Here is a 19410-nt window from a genome sequence, read left to right on the forward strand (position 1 = left end):
GTTAACCTAGTTATTATGTTAAAAACCTGTTAAATTTATTTAACAGGTTTTTTTATGCCCATAGAATCTTGTCCATAATGACGGCTAAGCCAAAACATCACCGGTGTAATGGTTAACTGTTTATTAACAAGTGTGTGGGTTATTGTTTTAGTAGGAGAAAATAAATGAAAATATGGAAAAAATTCGTCACTTTGATGTTGTTTGTAACTTTCACCGATGTTGCTTGGGGAAGTGCATCAGAGTTAAAAGTTGAAGATTTTTTTAAAAACCCCAAATTCACTTCACTGCAGCTTTCACCTGACGGAAGTAAATTAGCGGTAATTTCACCCGTCGGCAAACGAAAAAATATTGCCATAATGGAAACTGATGGCTTAAAAAATATTCGAGCTGTAACCGGTTTGAAAGAGCAGGATATTGCTGGTTTTTTTTGGGCAAACAATGAAGATATTATATTTACTATTCAGAGTGATGGCTCTGAAGCATTTAGTTTATATAAAGTTAATATATCTAAGAAAAAGCCGAGGGTAGATTTACTAGTAGGCTCCAAGTCAGGTGCTTCAGGTATTCGAACTGCCGCTGTGGTGCACACTCTACCCAATGACCCTGATCATATAATAGTTCAATATAATGGTAGGAGAATTAAAGCACCAGATTTATACAAGTTAAATATTCATAGTCGTTGGAATAAAAAGCGCAAGAAAAACCCAAGGATGAAGTTAATAGCTAAAAACCCAGGGGATGTTCAAGGCTGGATTTTAGATAATGATGGTAAAGTACGTGGTGCTACCACATTAAATGGTCTAAAAGGACAGCTACTTTACAAGGATCAAGGTGCCGAAAAGTTCACTGTAACAAGAGAATTTAGCCCCTTAGATGAAGGCATTGCTCCCCTGGTTTATGATTTTGACAACGATACTATGTATGTAGCTTCAAATATTGGAAGAGATAAAGCCGCAATTTACGAGTATGACCCTAAAAATAACAAACTGGGTAAGCTGATCTTTGCTGATGCTGATGTCGATATTAGTAATTTAATTATGTCTCGTCATCAAAAGAAAGTTTTAGGTGTCAGTTATATAAAGGATTACCCTGAAACAGTTTATTTTGATAAAAAAACTGAATCTATGATGAATGGCTTAAAGTCAGCTTTTCCAGGTAAACGCGTTAGTATTTCTAGCCAGTCGAAAGATGAAAGTATCAATGTGCTTCTGGTACATGATGATCAAGATCCTGGGAATTATTATCTGTATGATAGAAAAGCAGGGAAAGTTCGCCACCTATTATCAAGAATGAGCTGGTTAAATGTTGATGACATGTCAGAAATGACACCTATTAAGTTTACAAGTCGTGATGGTTTAGTTATTAATGGCTATATCACAATTCCAAAAGACTCAAATGGTAAAAATCTTCCCATTATTATTAACCCTCATGGTGGACCATTTGGTATAAGAGATGTATGGGGATTTAACCCAGAGCATCAATTTTTTGCAAGCCGAGGCTATGCAACGGTACAAGTTAACTTTCGTGGCTCCGGTGGCTATGGTAGAAAGTTTGAACAGGCTGGATATGGCGGGAAATGGGGCGCAGAAATGCAAAATGACCTCACTGATGCTATCAATTATCTAGTTAAAGAAGGTATTGCTAATCCTGATAAGGTATGTATTTATGGGGCAAGCTATGGTGGCTATGCAGCAATGGCCGGTTTAACCTTCACACCTGACTTATATAAGTGTGGCATAAATTATGTGGGTGTGACCGATGTTGGTTTGTTATTTACCTCTATGCCGAAACATTGGGAACCAGCTAAAGAATTGTTAAAAATCCAAATAGGTGATCCAGATGATGAAATATTGATGAAACGTATGTCGCCATTAGCTCATGTTGATAAAATTAAAGCACCTTTAATGATTATTCAAGGTGCCAAAGACCCACGTGTTGTTAAACAGCATGCTACCGATTTAAGGGATGCTCTTGAAGAACGTGGTATTACCTTAAGCGATGATGAATGGATCATGAAAGAAAATGAAGGTCATGGATTTAGTAAAGAAGAAAATAAAATAGAGCTTTACACCAAGATGGAAAAATTCTTAGCAAAACATTTAAAGTAAACAATAGCTAAAATATAATGATTAAAAACAAAGGGTAAAAACACCCTTTGTTTTTAATTTCTTAAATGGATTTACTTATATCTAACTTCCCTTATCAATGCCCCCTCTAGTTATTATCTCTCTTTCAACAAGTTAAATGAGCTATAAAAATAGTCATCCTGTATGTATTTCGTTCACTTCGAGTAAATAAATTTGACTTACTACGAAGATGTTAGTAAAACATACATCTACAAAATTTTTGTCCCTCGGCTTACTTATAGTGATTTGAGTAATTTTGTTAGCAAAACGATACAATTTAGCGTTATTAATTGTATAACGTTAAACGTAATACAATCTGTTTTAAAGTCTCGCCTTGACAGCCCCGCTGTCATTTGGGACTATTGCCCAGTTGTATTCATAAAAAGTTACATTTAAAAAAACGACAGACTTTTATATTCGCGGTAATCATGTTTTAACAAATTCTTTGTTAAGAAGGGTTATCAAGATTAAAATAGCAATGGTTGGGAACTATGTCCAAAGTAAGTAAGAAAAGCCTCATCGCGACAGCGATGGTTGGCGCACTAGCACTAGCTGGTAGCAATATCGCTGCTGCTGATCCATTAACAGACCTTCAAAAAGCTGAAGCGAAAATCTTCAAGCAATCTGCAAAGTCACAAGCGAAAATCAACAGCATCTACGAACAAACGCAAGATCTTCTTGCTGAGTACCGTAATGCAGTTGATGAAGGTGACGTATTACGTGGTTATAACGACCATGTTCAACGTATGGTTGATGATCAACAAGTCAATTTAGTTTCATTGCAAAGACAAATTGATAGTATCGATGAGTTCAAGCAAGGTGTTGTACCGTTAATGTACAAGATGATTGACTCACTTGATAAATTTATTGAGCTTGATGTTCCGATGAACCTTGAGCGTCGTAAAGACCGTATTGCTAATCTTCGCGATATAATGGACGATTCAAACGTTACTACTTCTGAGCAATTTCGTTTAGTACTTGAAGCTTATGAAATTGAAGCAGGTTACGGTACTATCTTTGATGCATACCAAGGTGAGATTGACTTAGGCGGTCGTACACTAACTGCTGATTTCGTTCACATGGGCCGCGTTGCTCTTGTTGCACAATCTCTTGATGCTAAGAATTCTTGGTTATGGAATAATCAAACACGTGCATGGGAAGAGTTAGGTGATGAATATTTAAAACCTATAACTGATGCCATCCGTATGGCACGTAAGCAACTTCCGATGGATTTAGCTAAATTACCAGTATTTGCAGCGGGAGCGAAATAATGAAGAAAGTTATTAATTTTGTATTGCTAGCAGCGTCTTTAACGACTGGTTTTGTAGCAACAACTCAAGCAAATCAATTAGATGATTTGTTAAAACAAGTAAAAGCTGACCGTGTATCTGAAGCTAAACTTGATAAAAAACGTGAAGCTGAATTTTTATCAGCACGCGCTGACAAATCGGCTTTATTAAATAAAGCTAAAAAAGAGTTAACAAGTCAGCAAGCACGTAACAAGCGTTTAACTAAAGCTTATGCAGCGAATGAAATTTCTCTTACGCAAAAGTCAGTTGAATTAGATAATGCCACCGGTACTTTAGGTGAAATGTTTGGTGTTTCACGTGCTGCAGCTGCTAATGCCTTTGGCCAAATCAGTACTTCAATTGTAAGTGCTGAGTTTCCTAACCGTGGTGAAGCACTTAATCGTATCGCTAACGCAAAAGAAATTCCAAGTATCGCTGATCTAGAAGAATTATGGTTTGCTTTACAAACTGAAATGACTGAGTCAGGTAAAATTTCACAATTCAGTGTTGATGTAACTAAACTTGATGGCACTAAATCTACTGAAACGATTACTCGTATCGGTACTTTTAACCTAGTATCAGCTGACGGTTACTTAACTTACAACGATGAAGTAGGTCAAGTTCAACCTTTACCTAAACAACCTGCAGGCTATATCAGTGAAACTGCTGCAGATTTCTTCAATACTTCTTCAGGATATGCCGCAGTTTATGTCGATCCTTCACGTGGTGGTATCTTAGCATTAGAAACACGTAAGAAAACTGTTGAAGAATTCTTCCATGAAGGTAAAGAAGTTGGTTACGCTATCACGGTATTATTTATCATTGGTCTTCTTATTGCAGCTGAACGTTTAATCGTTTTAGGTGGCATGACTTCTCGCATTAAAACGCAAGAGAAAAACCTTGATAAACCAAATGAAAATAACCCATTAGGTCGTCTACTTAAAGTTTTCTATGATAACCAATCTGCAGATGCTGAAACACTAGAATTAAAACTTGATGAAGCGATTCTTCGTGAAACTCCACAAGTTGACCGTGGTGTTAACTTAATCAAAATGTTTGCTGCTATTGCCCCGCTTATGGGTCTATTAGGTACAGTAATCGGTATGATTATGACTTTCCAAACAATTACTTTGTTTGGTACCGGCGACCCGAAAATCATGGCTGGTAACATCTCACTTGCCCTTGTTACAACAGCATTAGGTTTGATTTGTGCATTACCACTTATCTTAATCCACTCAATTGTTGCAGGTAAGAGTAAATCAGTTTTACAAAAACTTGATGAGCAAAGCGCTGGTTTAATCGCTGCTATTGCTGAGAAGGGGTCCAAATAATGTTATTCCTGATAGAGCTTTGGGAATCTGTCAGGGGTTTTATTGCGACAGGTGGCAACGTTCTTTATGCTGTTGCCTTCGCACTCTTATTAATGTGGATACTGATGATTGAACGCTTTTGGTTCTTAACATCAGAGTACCCAAAACTTAGAGATAGTATTATCGCTAATTGGGAAGCTCGTACAGACACTACGTCTTGGTATGCACATCGAATTAGAGAGACTTGGATCTCCGAAGCAGCAGAATTACTCGAAAAGCGTATGATTACCATAAAAACCTTGGTGGCTATGTGTCCTCTTATCGGCTTACTGGGAACAGTAACGGGTATGATCGGCGTATTTGAAGTCATGGCAGAACAAGGTACAGGTAATCCACGACTAATGGCCGCTGGTATTTCGCAAGCAACAATTCCGACTATGGCGGGTATGGTTGCAGCGTTATCAGGTGTGTTCTTTAGTACAAGACTTGACGCTAAACTTAAACTAGCAAAGGCTAAACTGGTTGACAGTTTACCTCATCACTAGAGAGAACTATTCATGGCACGTAAAAAAATCCGTGAGGACGAAGAAGCAGTAATTGATATGACACCGATGCTAGACATCGTATTTATCATGCTGATCTTCTTCATCGTAACCACTTCTTTTGTAAAAGAAGCAGGTATTGAAGTAAATAAACCGAAAGCGGCGAATCAAACTAAGCAAAAAAATGCCAATATCTTTGTTGCAATTAAAGAGAATGGTGAGATTTGGTTAGATAAAGGTCGAGTAGATATTGAACGTGTTGGTGCAAGAATTGAAAAATTACTTGCTGAGCAACCTACTGATGTTGTAATCATTCAAGCTGACAAAGACGCCAAACACGGTGTTGTTGTTAAAGTAATGGATGCAATAAAAGAGGCTGGCATAGACCGAATTTCTATCGCGGCTGCGAAGGGGTAAAATATGGTTCGCTTTTTAGTATCAATACTACTAGGCGCTGCAGTTACCTTTGGCTTATTTGTATTTATGGCCTTCCTTGTTTCTAGCGGAGATAGAAGCAAAGAAGATCAGCAAGAAAATATAATAGTAGAAGTAAATACTACGCCGCCAAAGTCTGCAGCAGAGCAGCGTCGCCGTGTTCCGCCGCCGCCGCCTCCGCCGCCTAAAACGCCACCGAAGCAGCAAACACCGGAGCCTGAAACCAGCAACAATACTGGTGGTTTAAACTTCAATATGCCGGGTGTACAGATGTCAAGCGCATCAACTGGTTTGTCTGCTCCTGGAGCAGGTATGGGACGTGATGGCGATGCTACACCGATCGTACGTATCGAGCCTAAGTACCCGATTCAAGCTGCTAGAGATGGTAAAGAAGGTTATGTAATCCTTTCTTTCTCCATCAATAAAATTGGTGGTGTTGAGGATGTTAAAGTTATAGAAGCTAAACCTAAGCGTGTCTTTGATAAAGAAGCTCGACGTGCACTTAGAAAGTGGAAATACAAACCGAAGATTGTTGATGGTGTACCTTTAGTACAAAAAGGCTTAACCGTTCAACTTGACTTCAAAATGGGAGGTGATTAGTTATGTTTAATAAATTAGTGTTTAAAAACTTAAAACTTAAAAAATTATCCACTTCTCTAGTTGTTGTTGCTTCGTTACTTGTTGCGCAGGCTCCGTTTGCAAATTATGCGGAAGCTGCTGGTGCAGAAAAAACTGAGAAAAAGAAGCGTAAGACACACCTTGTTGGACCACGTGTTGGTAAGAAAGTACAAAAAGCTTTTGAAGCTTATAGTGCGGACGATGTCAAAGGTGCTCTAGATATTTTGTTGGATATTGACCCTTCAAAATCTTATGACAAAGCTTATGTAGCTCGTATGATTTCTGTTATGTATGCAACCTTAGGTAACAATGAGCAGAAAACCATTGAATATCTTAAAAAAGCTATAGAGCCTGATCTACTGAATACAGTCGATCATAGCCAGTCTTTAAAGTTATTGGGCGACATGCAAATGCAGACCAAAGACTTTAAAGGTGCGTTGCAGACTTTTTATGCTTGGATGGATTTCTCTGGTGAGAGTGATGGTCAAACCTATATTAAAATTGCTAATGCGTATTACTCATTAAAGCAACTAGATAAAGTAATTGAGCCAGCTAATAAAGCGATTGCTGCTTTTGGTGATAAGCCAAATCAAAACCCGTACATATTGAAAATTACGTCTTACTATGAACGTAAAATGTATAAAGATGCTGTTAAGGTTTTAGAGACGGTAATTCAGATCTTCCCGGAAAATAAACAGTGGTGGACACAATTGCCAATGTTTTATTTACTGATCGAAGATTATGATAAAGCAACTCAAACACTCGACTTAGCTTATAAACTTGGTCACTTGCAGAAAGAAGGTCAAATAAAGACTCTGGCAAGCTTATACTCACAATCTGAAGCGCCGGTTAAGGCTGCTAAGTTGTTAGAAAAGCATATTGCTTCAGGTCTGGTTAAACGTGACGATAAAAGTATCGCTACTTTAGCTAATGCTTGGCATTCAGCACAACATATTGGTAAAGCCGCAAGTTATTATGGTGAATTAGCCAAAATTACTAATAATGCGAAACATTATCGTAAACAAGGTATGTTGTTAAAACAAGATGAGCAATTTGCTAAGGCTATTGTTGCTTTGAATAAAGCTCTTGAATTAGGTGTTTCTAATCAAGGCCAAATTCATAACAATATTGCTCAATCGTATTTCTATCTTGAGAAATACAAAAAAGCCTATGCAGCAATTCAAAAAGCAATGAAAGACCCTAGTGCACGTAGAAATGCTAAAGGTTGGAAAAGCTTTATTGTTGACACAGCTAGACGCAAGAACGTTACTATTTAGTTTGAACGCTTAGCGTTAAGTTAAATTTTAATATTAAAACCAGCATATATCTTACGGTAATGCTGGTTTTTTATTGCCTAAATTTTATTAGGATGAAATTTTTATTTACCCGCTCAGGTCTATGTAAAAAGTCATATCACTAAATCTCAATGATAATGAGATCACAAACAAATCAGTAAAGATAAAGGAAATAAATCATGAATATAGTTAAGAAATCATCAATAGCAGCGGTACTTGGCTTACTTACTTTTAGCCTTTTTGCTAGTAATGTGGCAAAAGCAGAGACAAACCCTTTTGCAGCCAATGAACTAGTCACTATTGCCGCGGAACACACCGATACTAAATGTGGTGAAGGTAAAGCGAAAGATGGTAAAAAAGGTAAGTGTGGGGAAGGTAAAATGAAAGACCACAAAAAAGGCAAGTGTGGTGAAGGTAAAATGCACGCTGCTAAAGAAGGCAAGTGTGGCGAAGGTAAAATGAACGCTGCTAAAGAAGGCAAGTGCGGCGAAGGTAAAATGAAAGCCGCTAAAAAAGGAAAATGTGGTGAGGGCAAGTGCGGTGAAGGTAAAATGAAAGACAAAAGTAAAAAGTGTGGTGGCTAATTCCCTCACTTACTATTAGGTAATGAATAAATGACGGGCTAAGGCCCGTTTTTTGTGGCTAATAAACTAAGGCACTCACCGTAAGGTCATCATCAAGTAACTTGGCTATATATAGCTATACTGTAATAAGCATACTTACTGTATCCGAGGTTTATATGAACACTTCAACCCGACTAACTCGCTATTTAACTGAAAAATGCATTCCTTACCAAGTGGTTGAACATTTCCACAGTAATAGTTCTGTTGGCACGGCAATTACAGCTAATATTTCTTTAAAACAAATAGCCAAAGCTGTGTTGTTGAAAAATCATGAAGATAAAAAGTTGCTGGCGATACTACCCGCGGCTGACAAAATTAGCCTATCTGCACTTAATGATAATCTACATGGTAGCTATCAATTAATGAAGGAGCAGGAAGTCTATCAGGTATTTTCTGATTGTAATCCTGGCGCTGTCCCCCCAGCGGCGGATGCTTATCATTTGAGTATGGTTTGTGAACAAGAGTTAGCTAAATTATCAAAAGTTTACCTCGAAGCAGGCGATCATGAGACGCTACTTTGTGTTAATCAGCATGACTTCAAAACGTTAATGACATCTGGCAAACAGCTGCACTTTAGCAGAGAAGTATTTCACTAACAGTTATGTTAGCTATTAGCCTTAGTGTGTATAATAGCGTTCTTATGCTTATGTACTGGATATTACCGTGAACAATAATGATGTTTTACGCCGCTTGCGTTACACCTTTAATTTTAATGATAAACAAATGGTAGCGATTTTTGCCTCTGCAGGTGAGGAAGTAAGCCGTGAACAAATAAGTCAATGGTTGAAAAAAGACGATGATGGCGACTTTGTTTCATTATTTGATACCAAATTAGCAATATTTCTCAATGGCTTTATAAATGAAAAACGTGGTAAAAAACCTGGTGCTCAGGCGATACCAGAGAAGCGACTATCCAATAATATTATTTTAACAAAACTTAAGATCGCACTTAATCTACAAGCTGAACAATTAATTTCACTGCTAGAAACCGTTGACTTTCGTCTAAGCAAACCGGAATTAAGTGCCTTTTCACGTAAAGTTGATCATAAACATTATCGAGAGTGTAAAGATCAGGTTTTACGAAACTTGTTACAGGCTATTGATAAAAAATATCATGTCGAAAGAAGTAAGAAAATAGTTAGTTCAACAGATAAACCTGCGAAACCAGGTAATGACAAAGGCAATTACGCTAAGAAAAAAACAAATAAAACAAGTGAAACGAATAAAGAAAAGCCCTCATCGCCATGGGTAGAAGGGGCAAGGCCAAATGCTAGTAATATTTATGTTAACCCAAACAGCACGGATAATCCTAAACGTCAAAAGCTCAAACTGTCCAAGTAAAGATAAGTCTTTGGCAATGAAATTATACATTAGTGCTAAGTTGGCGTTACATTGAAATTATTTTGTTTCATCTTTGATCTACGATTACCCTATAAACTGAAATAATTATAGGGTAAGATCCGCGCAAAATTAGCTATAACTGTTAAAAATGTATATGAATATATTAGTTGTTGATGACAAAAAAACTGTTCAAGATTTACTAACAGAGTTACTCATTTCACAGGGGCATAATGTTGATAAAGCGATTAATGGTCTAGATGCTTTAGGTAAAGCACAACAAGGCAATTACCAGCTCTTTATTATCGACCATTTAATGCCTTTGATGAATGGGCTACAGCTTACTAAAAACTTAAAAAAAATCCCCGAACTTGCTGATACTAAAATCATATTTATGACAACCCAGGGTAGTCATACCCTTAAAGGTTTGCCTGAATTCTCGTTGTTTGATCGCGTTATCGATAAGCCTATTAATAAAGAGTTATTACTAAGTTTTATTACAGAGTTCAGTGATTCAAGCTTTGAGAGTGAGGGCTTGCAAGTTAATTCATAATATTGCTTAAGCAGGCGTATTATCGCTATAAAAAATAGTAGAATTGCTTTATGCTTTACATATCTATTTATTACTATTACAGCGAGCCTATCTAAGGCTTTCTGCTTCGAAATCATGAATAATACCCAACAACAACAATTGCTCAATGCGATACAGACTGTCCCTGATTATCCAGTTAAAGGCATTCTGTTTCGCGATGTCACCAGCTTATTAGAAGATGCAGAGGCTTTTGCTTTAACCATTGAGCTATTAGCCAATACCTACAGAAATAAAGGTTTTACCAAGGTTGTTGGTACTGAGGCTCGCGGTTTCCTCTTTGGCGCCCCTTTGGCGCTTGCTCTGAATATAGGCTTTATTCCTGTACGAAAGCCAGGCAAGTTACCTCGTGATACCTATGCACAGGCTTATCAATTAGAGTACGGCGAAGATATCTTAGAAATTCACCAAGATGCGCTAACTCCAGCAGATAAAGTGCTTATCATTGATGATTTATTAGCAACTGGCGGTACCATTGAGGCAACAACTAAATTGATCCGACGTCTTGGTGCGCAAGTACAAGATGCTGGTTTTGTTATTTCTTTACCTGATTTAGGTGGCGAAAAACGCCTTGCAGATATTAATATCACCCCTTATTCGCTTCTTCAGTATCAAGGCGAATAATTTGTCACTGAATCAAAAAGTAATTTAATATGAGTTATCAAGTTTTAGCGAGAAAATGGCGACCTAAAAATTTTCAACAATTGATGGGCCAAGAGCATGTTGTCAATGTGCTAGCCAATGCTTTATCTCAACAGCGCTTGCACCATGCCTATCTTTTTACGGGCACGCGAGGTGTTGGTAAAACTACCATTGCACGAATTTTTGCTAAAAGTCTTAATTGTGAAATTGGCATTACCGATAAGCCTTGTGGGGAATGTGATGCCTGTATTGATATTGACCAAGGTCGCTTCGTTGACCTACTAGAAATTGATGCAGCTTCTAAAACTAAAGTCGATGATACCCGTGAAATTCTTGATAATGTTCAATATGCACCAAGCAGAGGTCGATTTAAGGTTTACCTGATAGATGAAGTGCATATGTTATCTCGTCATAGTTTTAATGCCTTATTAAAAACGCTAGAAGAGCCACCTGAACATGTAAAATTTATTTTAGCGACCACTGATCCGCAAAAGCTACCTGTTACTGTTTTATCACGTTGTTTACAGTTTCACTTAAAAGCCTTAACGGTTAAGCAAATTGAAGAAAAGCTCGCTGAAATTTTATCTCATGAAAAAATCAGTCATGAACAAGGTTGTTTGACTCTACTCGCTAAAGCCGCCCGTGGCAGTATGCGTGATTCACTGAGTTTAACAGATCAAGCCATTGCTCAAGGGCGAGGAAGTATTAGTTTAGTTAATATTCAACAGATGCTTGGTGGTATCGACCAAAACTGGGTTTACCAGCTGGTTATTGCTTTATTAAAACAAGACAGCCAAGCATTAATGGCGTTATCACAAGAAATAGCCTCATATGCGCCTAGTTATAGCCGTTTATTTGCGGAATTAATTCAGTTATTCCATCAAATAGCTTTACTGCAAATAGTTGATCAGCATTTTGATTTACCCGCTGATTTGTTAGCGCTATTAAAGAGATTTAGTAAAGCTATGTTAGCTGAAGATGTGCAGCTTTATTACCAAATAAGTCTTAATGGCCGCAAAGATTTACCTTATGCTTTTGATGAGCAAGCCGCTTTTGATATGACTTTATTGCGCTTACTTGCTTTTAAGCCAATGCAAAAGTCTCAGCTTACCAATGATTCAGTTACCGGCAACAATAGCCTGGGCAATGACGCTAGTATCAATGAGGTTAACTTCGATGATGTTGAGCTGGTAAAAGCTAAAGTGCCGACAAGTGCCGTTGATTTACCTCAAACTCCAGTTGTAGTAGCTCAACCTGAGCCTGAAGTTCAAGCGACTAACGTTGAGTCTGTTGCTAGCGCGGACAATGTACAACAAGAGCAATTGCATGATGAAATGCTTGCTATCGAGCAACAAGCAGTCGAACTTAAAAATAATACCGGAAACTTTTCAAGTCAAGCTCCGAGCCAACAAGTTGCGGCTCAAGTACCTGTTATCCCAGAGAAAGCGCCGGTTATTCCACAGCAAGTATCATCAATACCTACTAGCAGTGAACAAAAAATCCCAACACCGTTTAGTCCAAATGTGCAAGAAGGGCAACTTAGTATTGATAGTCCAGTAGCCTCTGTGCTCGCAACGAGGAATATGCTTCGTAGTCGAAAGAAAGAGTTGGAGAAGCAAGCAAAAAAGCCAAGTGACGCAGCTCTGCGTCAGTCTAGTAACCTAGATAGTAATAAAAACAGCATTAGCGAAGCACCGGTTGACTCACAAGTAGCAGCAACGGAAAGTGTTGTTATAGCGCCAGAGCCAGAAGTACCCTTTCATCAAGATAATATTGATCCTGCGAAAATAACAAAAGCGAATCAAGTTGATAAGTGGGCGCATATGATTGATTCTATGCAACTTACTGCGCGTATTCGGCAACTAGCGATTCATGCAACCATTAGTGAAGATTCGACTGATGATAATTTAATTCTTAAGTTAGATCAGGCAACTCGGCATTTATATACCGAGGTCGCTCAACAACAGTTACAAAGCTATATTTGTCAGTTTCTATCTCGGCAAGTTACCGTTACCCTGGCTATTGTTGAAGAAACGGTAGCTGATCCTTATCAAATCCAAGTGCAAATTAATGACAAACGACTTGAGTATGCTAAGACTTTATTAAAAGAAGATGCTGTGGTTATCGCTTTACAAGACACTTTTCAAGCAAGTTTAAATGAAGAGAGTATCTCGCCACGGGAAAGTTAATTTTTCTCTTTGAAATGGGCAATGTTCTAACGGAATAAATTCATTTCATTTACGTTCAAAACTTGCTGTCTTTCAGGTAAAATAGCACAATCAAAGTATAAAATAGACAACCTAGCAATATTGGAGAAAGAACATGATGAAAGGCGGAATGGGCAACTTAATGAAGCAAGCCCAACAAATGCAGGCCAAAATGGCTAAAGCTCAAGAAGAGCTGGCAAAAATGGAAGTTGTTGGTGAAGCCGGTGCTGGCATGGTTAAAGTAACTATGACTGGTAGCCACAGTGTGCGTCGTGTTGAGCTTGATGACAGCTTAATGGATGATGATAAAGACATGATTGAAGATTTACTTGCTGCTGCAGTAAATGATGCAGTACGTCGTGTTGAAGAGCAGAACAAAGATAAAATGGGCGCACTTACTGGCGGTATGCAATTACCACCAGGTATGAAAATGCCGTTTTAGGCTGCTTCTCTAAGCTAGCTCTTAAATATAAAAGCTCAAGCATTGCTTGAGCTTTTTTGTTTTTGGCAATGCTTTTTTTTGTTATTGGCAAACTTGATGAAGATAAGCCGCCGCCCCGATTAAACCCGGCTGGCTTTCAGTAATAACGTAAGTAGGCGTTTGTTGGTTTAAATGAGACATACGACCTTTAGTTTCAAAGCGTGTTCTAAACTCGCTGTCTTTAACATAGTCAATAAACCTCGGCACGATACCGCCAGCAATATAAACACCACCAAGAGAGGCTGTTGTTAAAGCGAGATTACCAGCAAAACTACCCAGTACTTTACAAAATTGAGCTAAGGCTTGCTGACACAATGGACAGCTGCCATTTATAGCCTGTGCACTAATATCTTTCGCCGTTAACTTAGTTTCAGAGGGCGTTGATAAATCTTCACTTTTGATAACTACTAATGCCTGATATATTTGCTCTAAGCCATAGCCAGAAAGTAGTTGTTCATAGGATACTCGTTTCTTAAACGTTTTTAAGTATTGCAATATTTGAATATCAAGCTCATCAACAGGGGCAAAATCAATATGACCGCCTTCGCCACTCAAACAATGCCAATTGTTATTGACAGGGATTAAGTTAGCAACGCCCAAGCCTGTTCCTGGTCCACAAACGGCAATAGGTTTATTTGCTATAGGTTCACCGCCACCAATCTTTACTTTTTGTCCATCTGTTAACATGGGGATCGCCATTGCAATAGCGGTGTAATCATTGATTAGCATTAATTTGTTAAGCTTTAACTCAGCTTTAAGTTCTTTTTGAGAGAACTGCCAAGGTAAATTGGTCATCGAAATTAAATCATCATCAGCTGGACAAGCTATTGCCAGACAAGCATTGATACTGGCATTAGTCAGTTTTTTTTCTACTAGATAGTTGCGAATAACATCAATCAAACTTGGGAATTGTGCACATTGATAGCAATTGATTTCTGTGATGTTATTATTTTCGGTAATCGCTAATCTGATATTGGTACCGCCAATATCAGCAACCAGATTAATTACTTGAGTATCTTGTGAGGTCATCATCTTTTGTGTTACTTCTCGTTCAAAGGTATTTGTTTTTCAACTGGATCAGCAACTAGGCTAGGTTTTGTTAATAAGGGAATCTCTGGTAATAAGCGTCGGTTCAAAAGAATGGGTAATTGACATATCCTTTTGTTTATAAATGTTTTTCAATACTAACTTTGCCGCCATATGGCCCATTAAATTTACCGGATTATCTATTGTGGTCAGTTTAGGGTAGGTATGTCGTGCAAAAATAATATTATCAAAGCCTATTATTGATAGATCTTTAGGTAAGGACAGCCCTTGCTCTCTGCCATAAGTTATTGCACCCGAAGCCATCTCATCATTGGCACAAACTAAGGCGCTAAACTTCTGTTTACTATCAATGAAATATTTTAAGCCGTCACTACCACCGGTTTCTTTAAAGTCACCTTCAAAATATAGTGTGTCACTAAACGCTATATTATTATCCGCAAGTGCTCGTTTGTGACCAGCTAATCGGTCTTTTGAATCGGCTTTAAATTGTGGCCCGGCGATATAGGCAATAGCTGAGTGCCCTTGCTCTAATACTGACTGGGTTGCTAAGTAGCCGCCTAATTCATTATCTAAGCTAATGCAGTTGTCATTTAAACCTTCAACTAATCGACTCATGAAATAAATAGGCATTTTTCCTTTGCATAAATCAATAAGGTAAGCATCACTGACTGCCTCGACGTGTAAGATAATGGCATCACAATTTCGGCTGATCAGAAACTCAATGCCGTCCTTTTCTTTATCTTCTTCACTGTGGCCTGTGGTAATAATTACATGTTTGCCAGCGACTCTTAATTCAGATTCTATGCCTGCCATCATTTGACCAAAGAAGGGGCCATGTAATTCTGAAACTAATATGCCAACACTATTGCTTCTATTGGATGCTAATGATTGCGCAATAGAATTAGGGCGATAGCCTAACTCTTTCATGGCATCCTGAACTTTTTGGCGTGTTTTATCGCTGACTCGAGAGTTTTTATTTATCACCCGAGAAACGGTTGCTAAAGAAACCCCCGCCAGTTTTGAAACTTCGTATATAGTCGCCATGTTATTCCTAAGTTGCGCAATGTTGTGGTAAATACTTTGAATTCTAACGATAAAATTCTAACATGTTTGCCGATATGTTAACTAGTAGCAGTAGTTAATTGTGCTTGTATTCTAACTACTTTCTGTTTATTAAGGTGTATTTGCGCATTACCTAAGCAACAGTAAATGAGCCTAACGCCGGTAACACAGTAAAAGATAATATTATCCCTTGTTTGGTGGCTTCTGTTTGAGCAACATCTGCCTGGTAGTTCTAGAATGCTAATAACCAGCCAGCGCGCCGCCAATAGTAACGAAAAACATCATTACCGTTTGAAAGATGATATTACTGGCGGTATTGCCTAAGCCATAGGCTATTTTTCTCTAACACTAATCATTGTTACAAAGCTCACTTGTCTTCGCAGTAATTATTAACAAGGCACTTTATGTTTTAGTTACCCTGTTGGAAATTATTAAGCCGTTACTAATTCTGCTCTACGTTGTATTAGTTCATTACCTATTTGTTGATTTTGTTTACAGCTTAATGGGTAGAACATCATTAATGCTGCGCCGGCAAAAGCAAAGGCAGCGGGTATCCAACTCATCAGTAATTGCATGCCGGGCAAAGAGGCTTCGATAGTGGCTTTGTCCATACCGTCATAACCATAGCTAGCAAGAACAACTAAGACCAGTGCGCCTGCAAAACCACCACCGGTTTTTTGCACAAATGTACCCGCAGAATAGATGAGGCCAGTTGCTCGGCGACCATTTTTCCATTCAGAGAAGTCAGCAGAGTCGCCTAACATAGTAAAAAATAACGTTGGCATCATGGCGGCAAAGAATTCAGCACTACAACCTAATATGAAAATAGCACTGATATTGCCCTGAGGTACCCAATAGAAAGCGGCGGTTAATAAACCGCTAAGCATGAGTGCGACAATAAATAATCTGCGCTTACCTAACAGTTTTGATAAATAACCAGTACATAAGGCGCCTAAAATTGACACAAGTAATAGTGCGATGAAGTACTTACCAATCATCAGTTCATCGCCCACTTGATATTTGAAATAATAAGCAATTGTGCCGTATTTTATGCCGTTAAACATCATGGTTAAAAAGCCAATACCTAAGAGTATCAACCAAGGTTTATTGGTAAGTAGGTCAACCATATCTCTTTGAGTACCACTCATATCCTCAGAAGTATTGTTGATTAAACGCTTAATCAACAGCCACATAGAAGTCATGATGATGACAAAGAATATGCCACTATAAATATCGCGATAATAGAAAAACAAGCTCATGGCTAATAAAGGCAAAATGATAAAAGGTAAGTTCTTACTTAAATCAAATAGCTCTGTTTTTAAATTGCTTGATTCATCAACGACTGTTGTTACCCGTTCTTTGGTTGTGGCAAAAGTTATCACCATAAGGGCGATTAAAATACCGGCAAACATGTACATACTATATTGATAGCCTAAGGCATCATTGCCGTCGCCAAAATAGGCAACCAAGTCAGGTAAGAAACCCATCACTAGTAAACCACCAGCAAAAGCGCCAGCAAAGCGAAAGCCAGATAAACTAGTGCGCTCAGTGTCGCTTGCTGTCATTACGCCCATTAAAGCGGAGTAGGGCACATTATTTACCGTGTAGGCAAGGGTTAGACCTATATAGGTTACATAAGCGTAAATGAGTTTATTACTATCAGATAAATCAGGGGTGGTGAAACATAACACCATAAATAAGGCTAAAAAGGGCGTTGACCATAAAATCCATGGGCGAAACTTACCCCAGCGAGTATTGGTACGATCGGCAATCATGCCCATAATGATATCGGTAACGCCATCAGATAAACGCACCACTAAAAATAGCATGGCGGCTGCTGCCGCGGTTAAACCAAAAGTGTCAGTATAAAACACGGCTAAGTAAGCTAAAGCGCCGCGCCACACTAGATTAGCTGCAGCGTCGCCCGTGGCGTAACCTACTTTTTCATAAAAGGGAATTTTAGTCATTTGCTGTTCCTATCCTTTAGCTACAATGCTTAGCTGAAATGTTTAGTCTATCTATTCGTTATCTATTACTTATTAGGGCTTTATAGGCAAGGCCGCTAGCTTTAACTGTTCTTAGTTGCGACTCGTAATCGACATAAACAATGCCAAAGCGTTTTAAATAACCTTCAGCCCATTCAAAATTGTCCATTAAACTCCAGGCAAAATAGCCATCAACTTGTACGCCTTGCTCAATAGCGTCATGCACAGCATTAAGATGACTTTGGTAATAGTCTATTCTATCGGTATCATTTACAGCACCGTCGACAAGCTTATCAGCCATTGCCGCACCGTTTTCAGTGATGTAGATAGGAGGAAGTGTGAACTTTTCATTGAGTGATAGCAATAACTCGGTAAAGGCTTTTGGATAAATCTCCCAACCTATATCAGTCCTAGGCTCTGGAGCATCTATCTGTAAAAAATGCTCATCTGCATCGGCGCGATAAATTGCTCGAGTATAGAAATTCACGCCTAAAAAATTCATCGAGTGTGAGATTATTGTCATATCACCATCAAGAATTTCAGGTTGATGCTCTTTAGGTAATTGCGCCATTATTTCAGGATATTCACCGTCAAATAAAGGTTTGATATACCACTGATTGAAATAATCATCAGCAAAAGCCGCTGCTTTTATATCTGCTAATGAATCAGACTCGGGGTAACAAGGAGTAAAGTTAAGTACTATGCCATTTAAGGTGTCAGGACTGTTTTTTTCCAATACTTGCATAGCTAAACCGTGCGCGAGTAATAAATGGTGGGCGGCTTTCTTGCCATATTGTTTACCAACAATGCCTGGAGCGTGAATGCCAGCTTCATAGCCTAAAAAGGCGCTACAGAAAGGTTCGTTCAGTGTCGCATAAGAATGAACTTTACCGGCGAATGCTTGGCTGATTTTATCGGCATATGCGGCAAATAAATAGGCAGTTTCTCTATTTAACCAGCCACCGTTATCTTCAAGGTGCTGTGGTAAATCCCAATGGTAGAGGGTAATAAACGCTTTGATATTACGGCGTTGTAGCTCATTTAATATATTAAGGTAAAAGTTAACACCATCTTGATTTAACTCACCAGATTCTGTGATGACTCGTGGCCATGATATTGATAAGCGATAAGCATCAACCCCTAACGATTCAATTAAATCAATGTCCTGCTGCCAATTGTTAAAGTGATCACAAGCGATATCGCCATTCGAGTTGTCTACTACCTTACCCGGGGTATTGCAAAAGGTATCCCAGATACAAGGTAATCTGCTATTCGCTCCTCCCTCTATCTGAAAAGAAGCGGTGGCAACACCATAAATGAAATCTTGTGATAACATTTTAGATTGAGCGGGTAGAGTAAGTTTAACAGTCATTAACTTTATACCTATGTCTTTAAGCCAACTGAGTTTGGCGATTATCTTAATTTTATTTTTATCTAAGCAATTACATATGGAGTTGATAAAAACTCTAGTATGTTTATTAATGTAGCTATGTAAGCGCTTACATTTAGATTAGTGTTTTCTTTGCTTAAGGTCAACATATTTTAGTTTGATTTAGCGGAATCATATCTAAGTGGCTGAAATATAGGTGGTTGTAGGTTTGTGGTGATGTCGTGATTCGGTAACCTATGGCTTCTAAATAACATCCTTCTTGTTTAATAATGTAACGATTAATCAAGATCCTAATGAAAGTGTTGCCATTAAGTAGTTATGCTTTATTACCAAGCAAGCCGCTATTGATATGTACTATGTAAATTTTCCTCATAGCAGCCTTAATTATATAAGTCCTTTTAGCAATATAGCTTGCAAAAAATGCGCTTTTC

At 38.3% G+C, this 19410-nt stretch carries 18 protein-coding genes and 1 pseudogene; 14 read left to right on the forward strand and 5 right to left on the reverse strand.

The genetic code is table 11. The annotated features are described in order from the left end of the window. Window positions 1–164 precede the first annotated feature (164 nt). The 14 genes from HRT55_RS00630 to HRT55_RS00695 all read left to right on the forward strand — a co-directional run bounded on the left by HRT55_RS00630 (window position 165) and on the right by HRT55_RS00695 (window position 13456). Entirely contained in the window at window positions 165–2108 is a 1944-nt protein-coding gene (locus HRT55_RS00630) for a S9 family peptidase (RefSeq protein ID WP_291618048.1), read from the forward strand. A gap of 509 nt (window positions 2109–2617) precedes the next feature. After that, on the forward strand, window positions 2618–3397 hold the full coding sequence (locus tag HRT55_RS00635) for a DUF3450 domain-containing protein (protein WP_291618050.1): 780 nt from the start codon (window positions 2618–2620) through the stop codon (window positions 3395–3397). Next, a complete protein-coding gene (locus HRT55_RS00640; RefSeq protein WP_291618052.1) occupies window positions 3397–4746 on the forward strand; it encodes a MotA/TolQ/ExbB proton channel family protein in 1350 nt (449 codons plus the stop codon). Before HRT55_RS00635 ends, HRT55_RS00640 begins: the two co-directional genes overlap by 1 nt. After that, the gene (locus tag HRT55_RS00645) at window positions 4746–5270 is read left to right on the forward strand and encodes a MotA/TolQ/ExbB proton channel family protein (RefSeq protein ID WP_291612925.1); all 525 of its coding nucleotides are present in this window, start codon (window positions 4746–4748) and stop codon (window positions 5268–5270) included. Before HRT55_RS00640 ends, HRT55_RS00645 begins: the two co-directional genes overlap by 1 nt. A gap of 12 nt (window positions 5271–5282) precedes the next feature. After that, window positions 5283–5684, forward strand: a complete 402-nt coding sequence (locus HRT55_RS00650) for a biopolymer transporter ExbD (protein ID WP_291612927.1) — start codon at window positions 5283–5285, stop codon at window positions 5682–5684. Window positions 5685–5687: 3 nt separating this feature from the next. After that, the gene (locus HRT55_RS00655) at window positions 5688–6302 is read left to right on the forward strand and encodes an energy transducer TonB (protein ID WP_291612929.1); all 615 of its coding nucleotides are present in this window, start codon (window positions 5688–5690) and stop codon (window positions 6300–6302) included. A 2-nt stretch (window positions 6303–6304) separates the two neighbouring features. Beyond that, a complete protein-coding gene (locus tag HRT55_RS00660; RefSeq protein ID WP_291618054.1) occupies window positions 6305–7597 on the forward strand; it encodes a hypothetical protein in 1293 nt (430 codons plus the stop codon). 197 nt (window positions 7598–7794) lie between these two features. Further along, complete coding sequence (locus tag HRT55_RS00665) at window positions 7795–8199, forward strand: hypothetical protein (protein ID WP_291618056.1); 405 nt, start codon at window positions 7795–7797, stop codon at window positions 8197–8199. Between the two features lie 155 nt (window positions 8200–8354). Further along, window positions 8355–8834 (forward strand): aminoacyl-tRNA deacylase, encoded by a 480-nt coding sequence (locus tag HRT55_RS00670; RefSeq protein WP_291618058.1) that lies wholly within the window; start codon window positions 8355–8357, stop codon window positions 8832–8834. A 67-nt stretch (window positions 8835–8901) separates the two neighbouring features. Then, a complete protein-coding gene (locus tag HRT55_RS00675) occupies window positions 8902–9579 on the forward strand; it encodes a DUF1456 family protein (RefSeq protein WP_291618060.1) in 678 nt (225 codons plus the stop codon). Between the two features lie 154 nt (window positions 9580–9733). Further along, window positions 9734–10129, forward strand: a complete 396-nt coding sequence (locus tag HRT55_RS00680) for a response regulator (RefSeq protein ID WP_291618062.1) — start codon at window positions 9734–9736, stop codon at window positions 10127–10129. A gap of 114 nt (window positions 10130–10243) precedes the next feature. Next, window positions 10244–10789 carry an adenine phosphoribosyltransferase gene (gene apt / locus HRT55_RS00685; RefSeq protein WP_291618064.1) on the forward strand — a complete coding sequence of 182 codons (546 nt, stop codon included), beginning with the start codon at window positions 10244–10246 and terminating at the stop codon, window positions 10787–10789. Between the two features lie 29 nt (window positions 10790–10818). Further along, window positions 10819–12996: a DNA polymerase III subunit gamma/tau gene (dnaX, locus tag HRT55_RS00690; RefSeq protein WP_291618066.1), complete on the forward strand. Its 2178-nt coding sequence runs from the start codon at window positions 10819–10821 to the stop codon at window positions 12994–12996. 133 nt (window positions 12997–13129) lie between these two features. After that, a complete protein-coding gene (locus tag HRT55_RS00695) occupies window positions 13130–13456 on the forward strand; it encodes a YbaB/EbfC family nucleoid-associated protein (RefSeq protein WP_057181681.1) in 327 nt (108 codons plus the stop codon). Window positions 13457–13537: 81 nt separating this feature from the next. Here the strand turns inward: HRT55_RS00695 and HRT55_RS00700 are convergent, their stop codons facing one another. From HRT55_RS00700 to HRT55_RS00720, 5 genes and pseudogenes are all read right to left on the reverse strand, one after another. Continuing rightward, entirely contained in the window at window positions 13538–14527 is a 990-nt protein-coding gene (locus tag HRT55_RS00700; RefSeq protein ID WP_291618068.1) for a glucokinase, read from the reverse strand. A gap of 57 nt (window positions 14528–14584) precedes the next feature. Next, window positions 14585–15586 carry a LacI family DNA-binding transcriptional regulator gene (locus tag HRT55_RS00705; protein ID WP_291618069.1) on the reverse strand — a complete coding sequence of 334 codons (1002 nt, stop codon included), beginning with the start codon at window positions 15584–15586 and terminating at the stop codon, window positions 14585–14587. A gap of 77 nt (window positions 15587–15663) precedes the next feature. Beyond that, window positions 15664–15877, reverse strand: a pseudogene (locus HRT55_RS00710) (MFS transporter); the annotation flags it as partial. Window positions 15878–16035: 158 nt separating this feature from the next. Continuing rightward, the gene (locus tag HRT55_RS00715) at window positions 16036–17571 is read right to left on the reverse strand and encodes an MFS transporter (RefSeq protein WP_291618071.1); all 1536 of its coding nucleotides are present in this window, start codon (window positions 17569–17571) and stop codon (window positions 16036–16038) included. A 58-nt stretch (window positions 17572–17629) separates the two neighbouring features. Then, window positions 17630–18961: a GH1 family beta-glucosidase gene (locus tag HRT55_RS00720; RefSeq protein WP_291618073.1), complete on the reverse strand. Its 1332-nt coding sequence runs from the start codon at window positions 18959–18961 to the stop codon at window positions 17630–17632. Between the last annotated feature and the right edge of the window lie 449 nt (window positions 18962–19410).

It is taken from the genome of Colwellia sp. (genome assembly GCF_013214175.1).
GTDB lineage: Bacteria > Pseudomonadota > Gammaproteobacteria > Enterobacterales > Alteromonadaceae > Colwellia.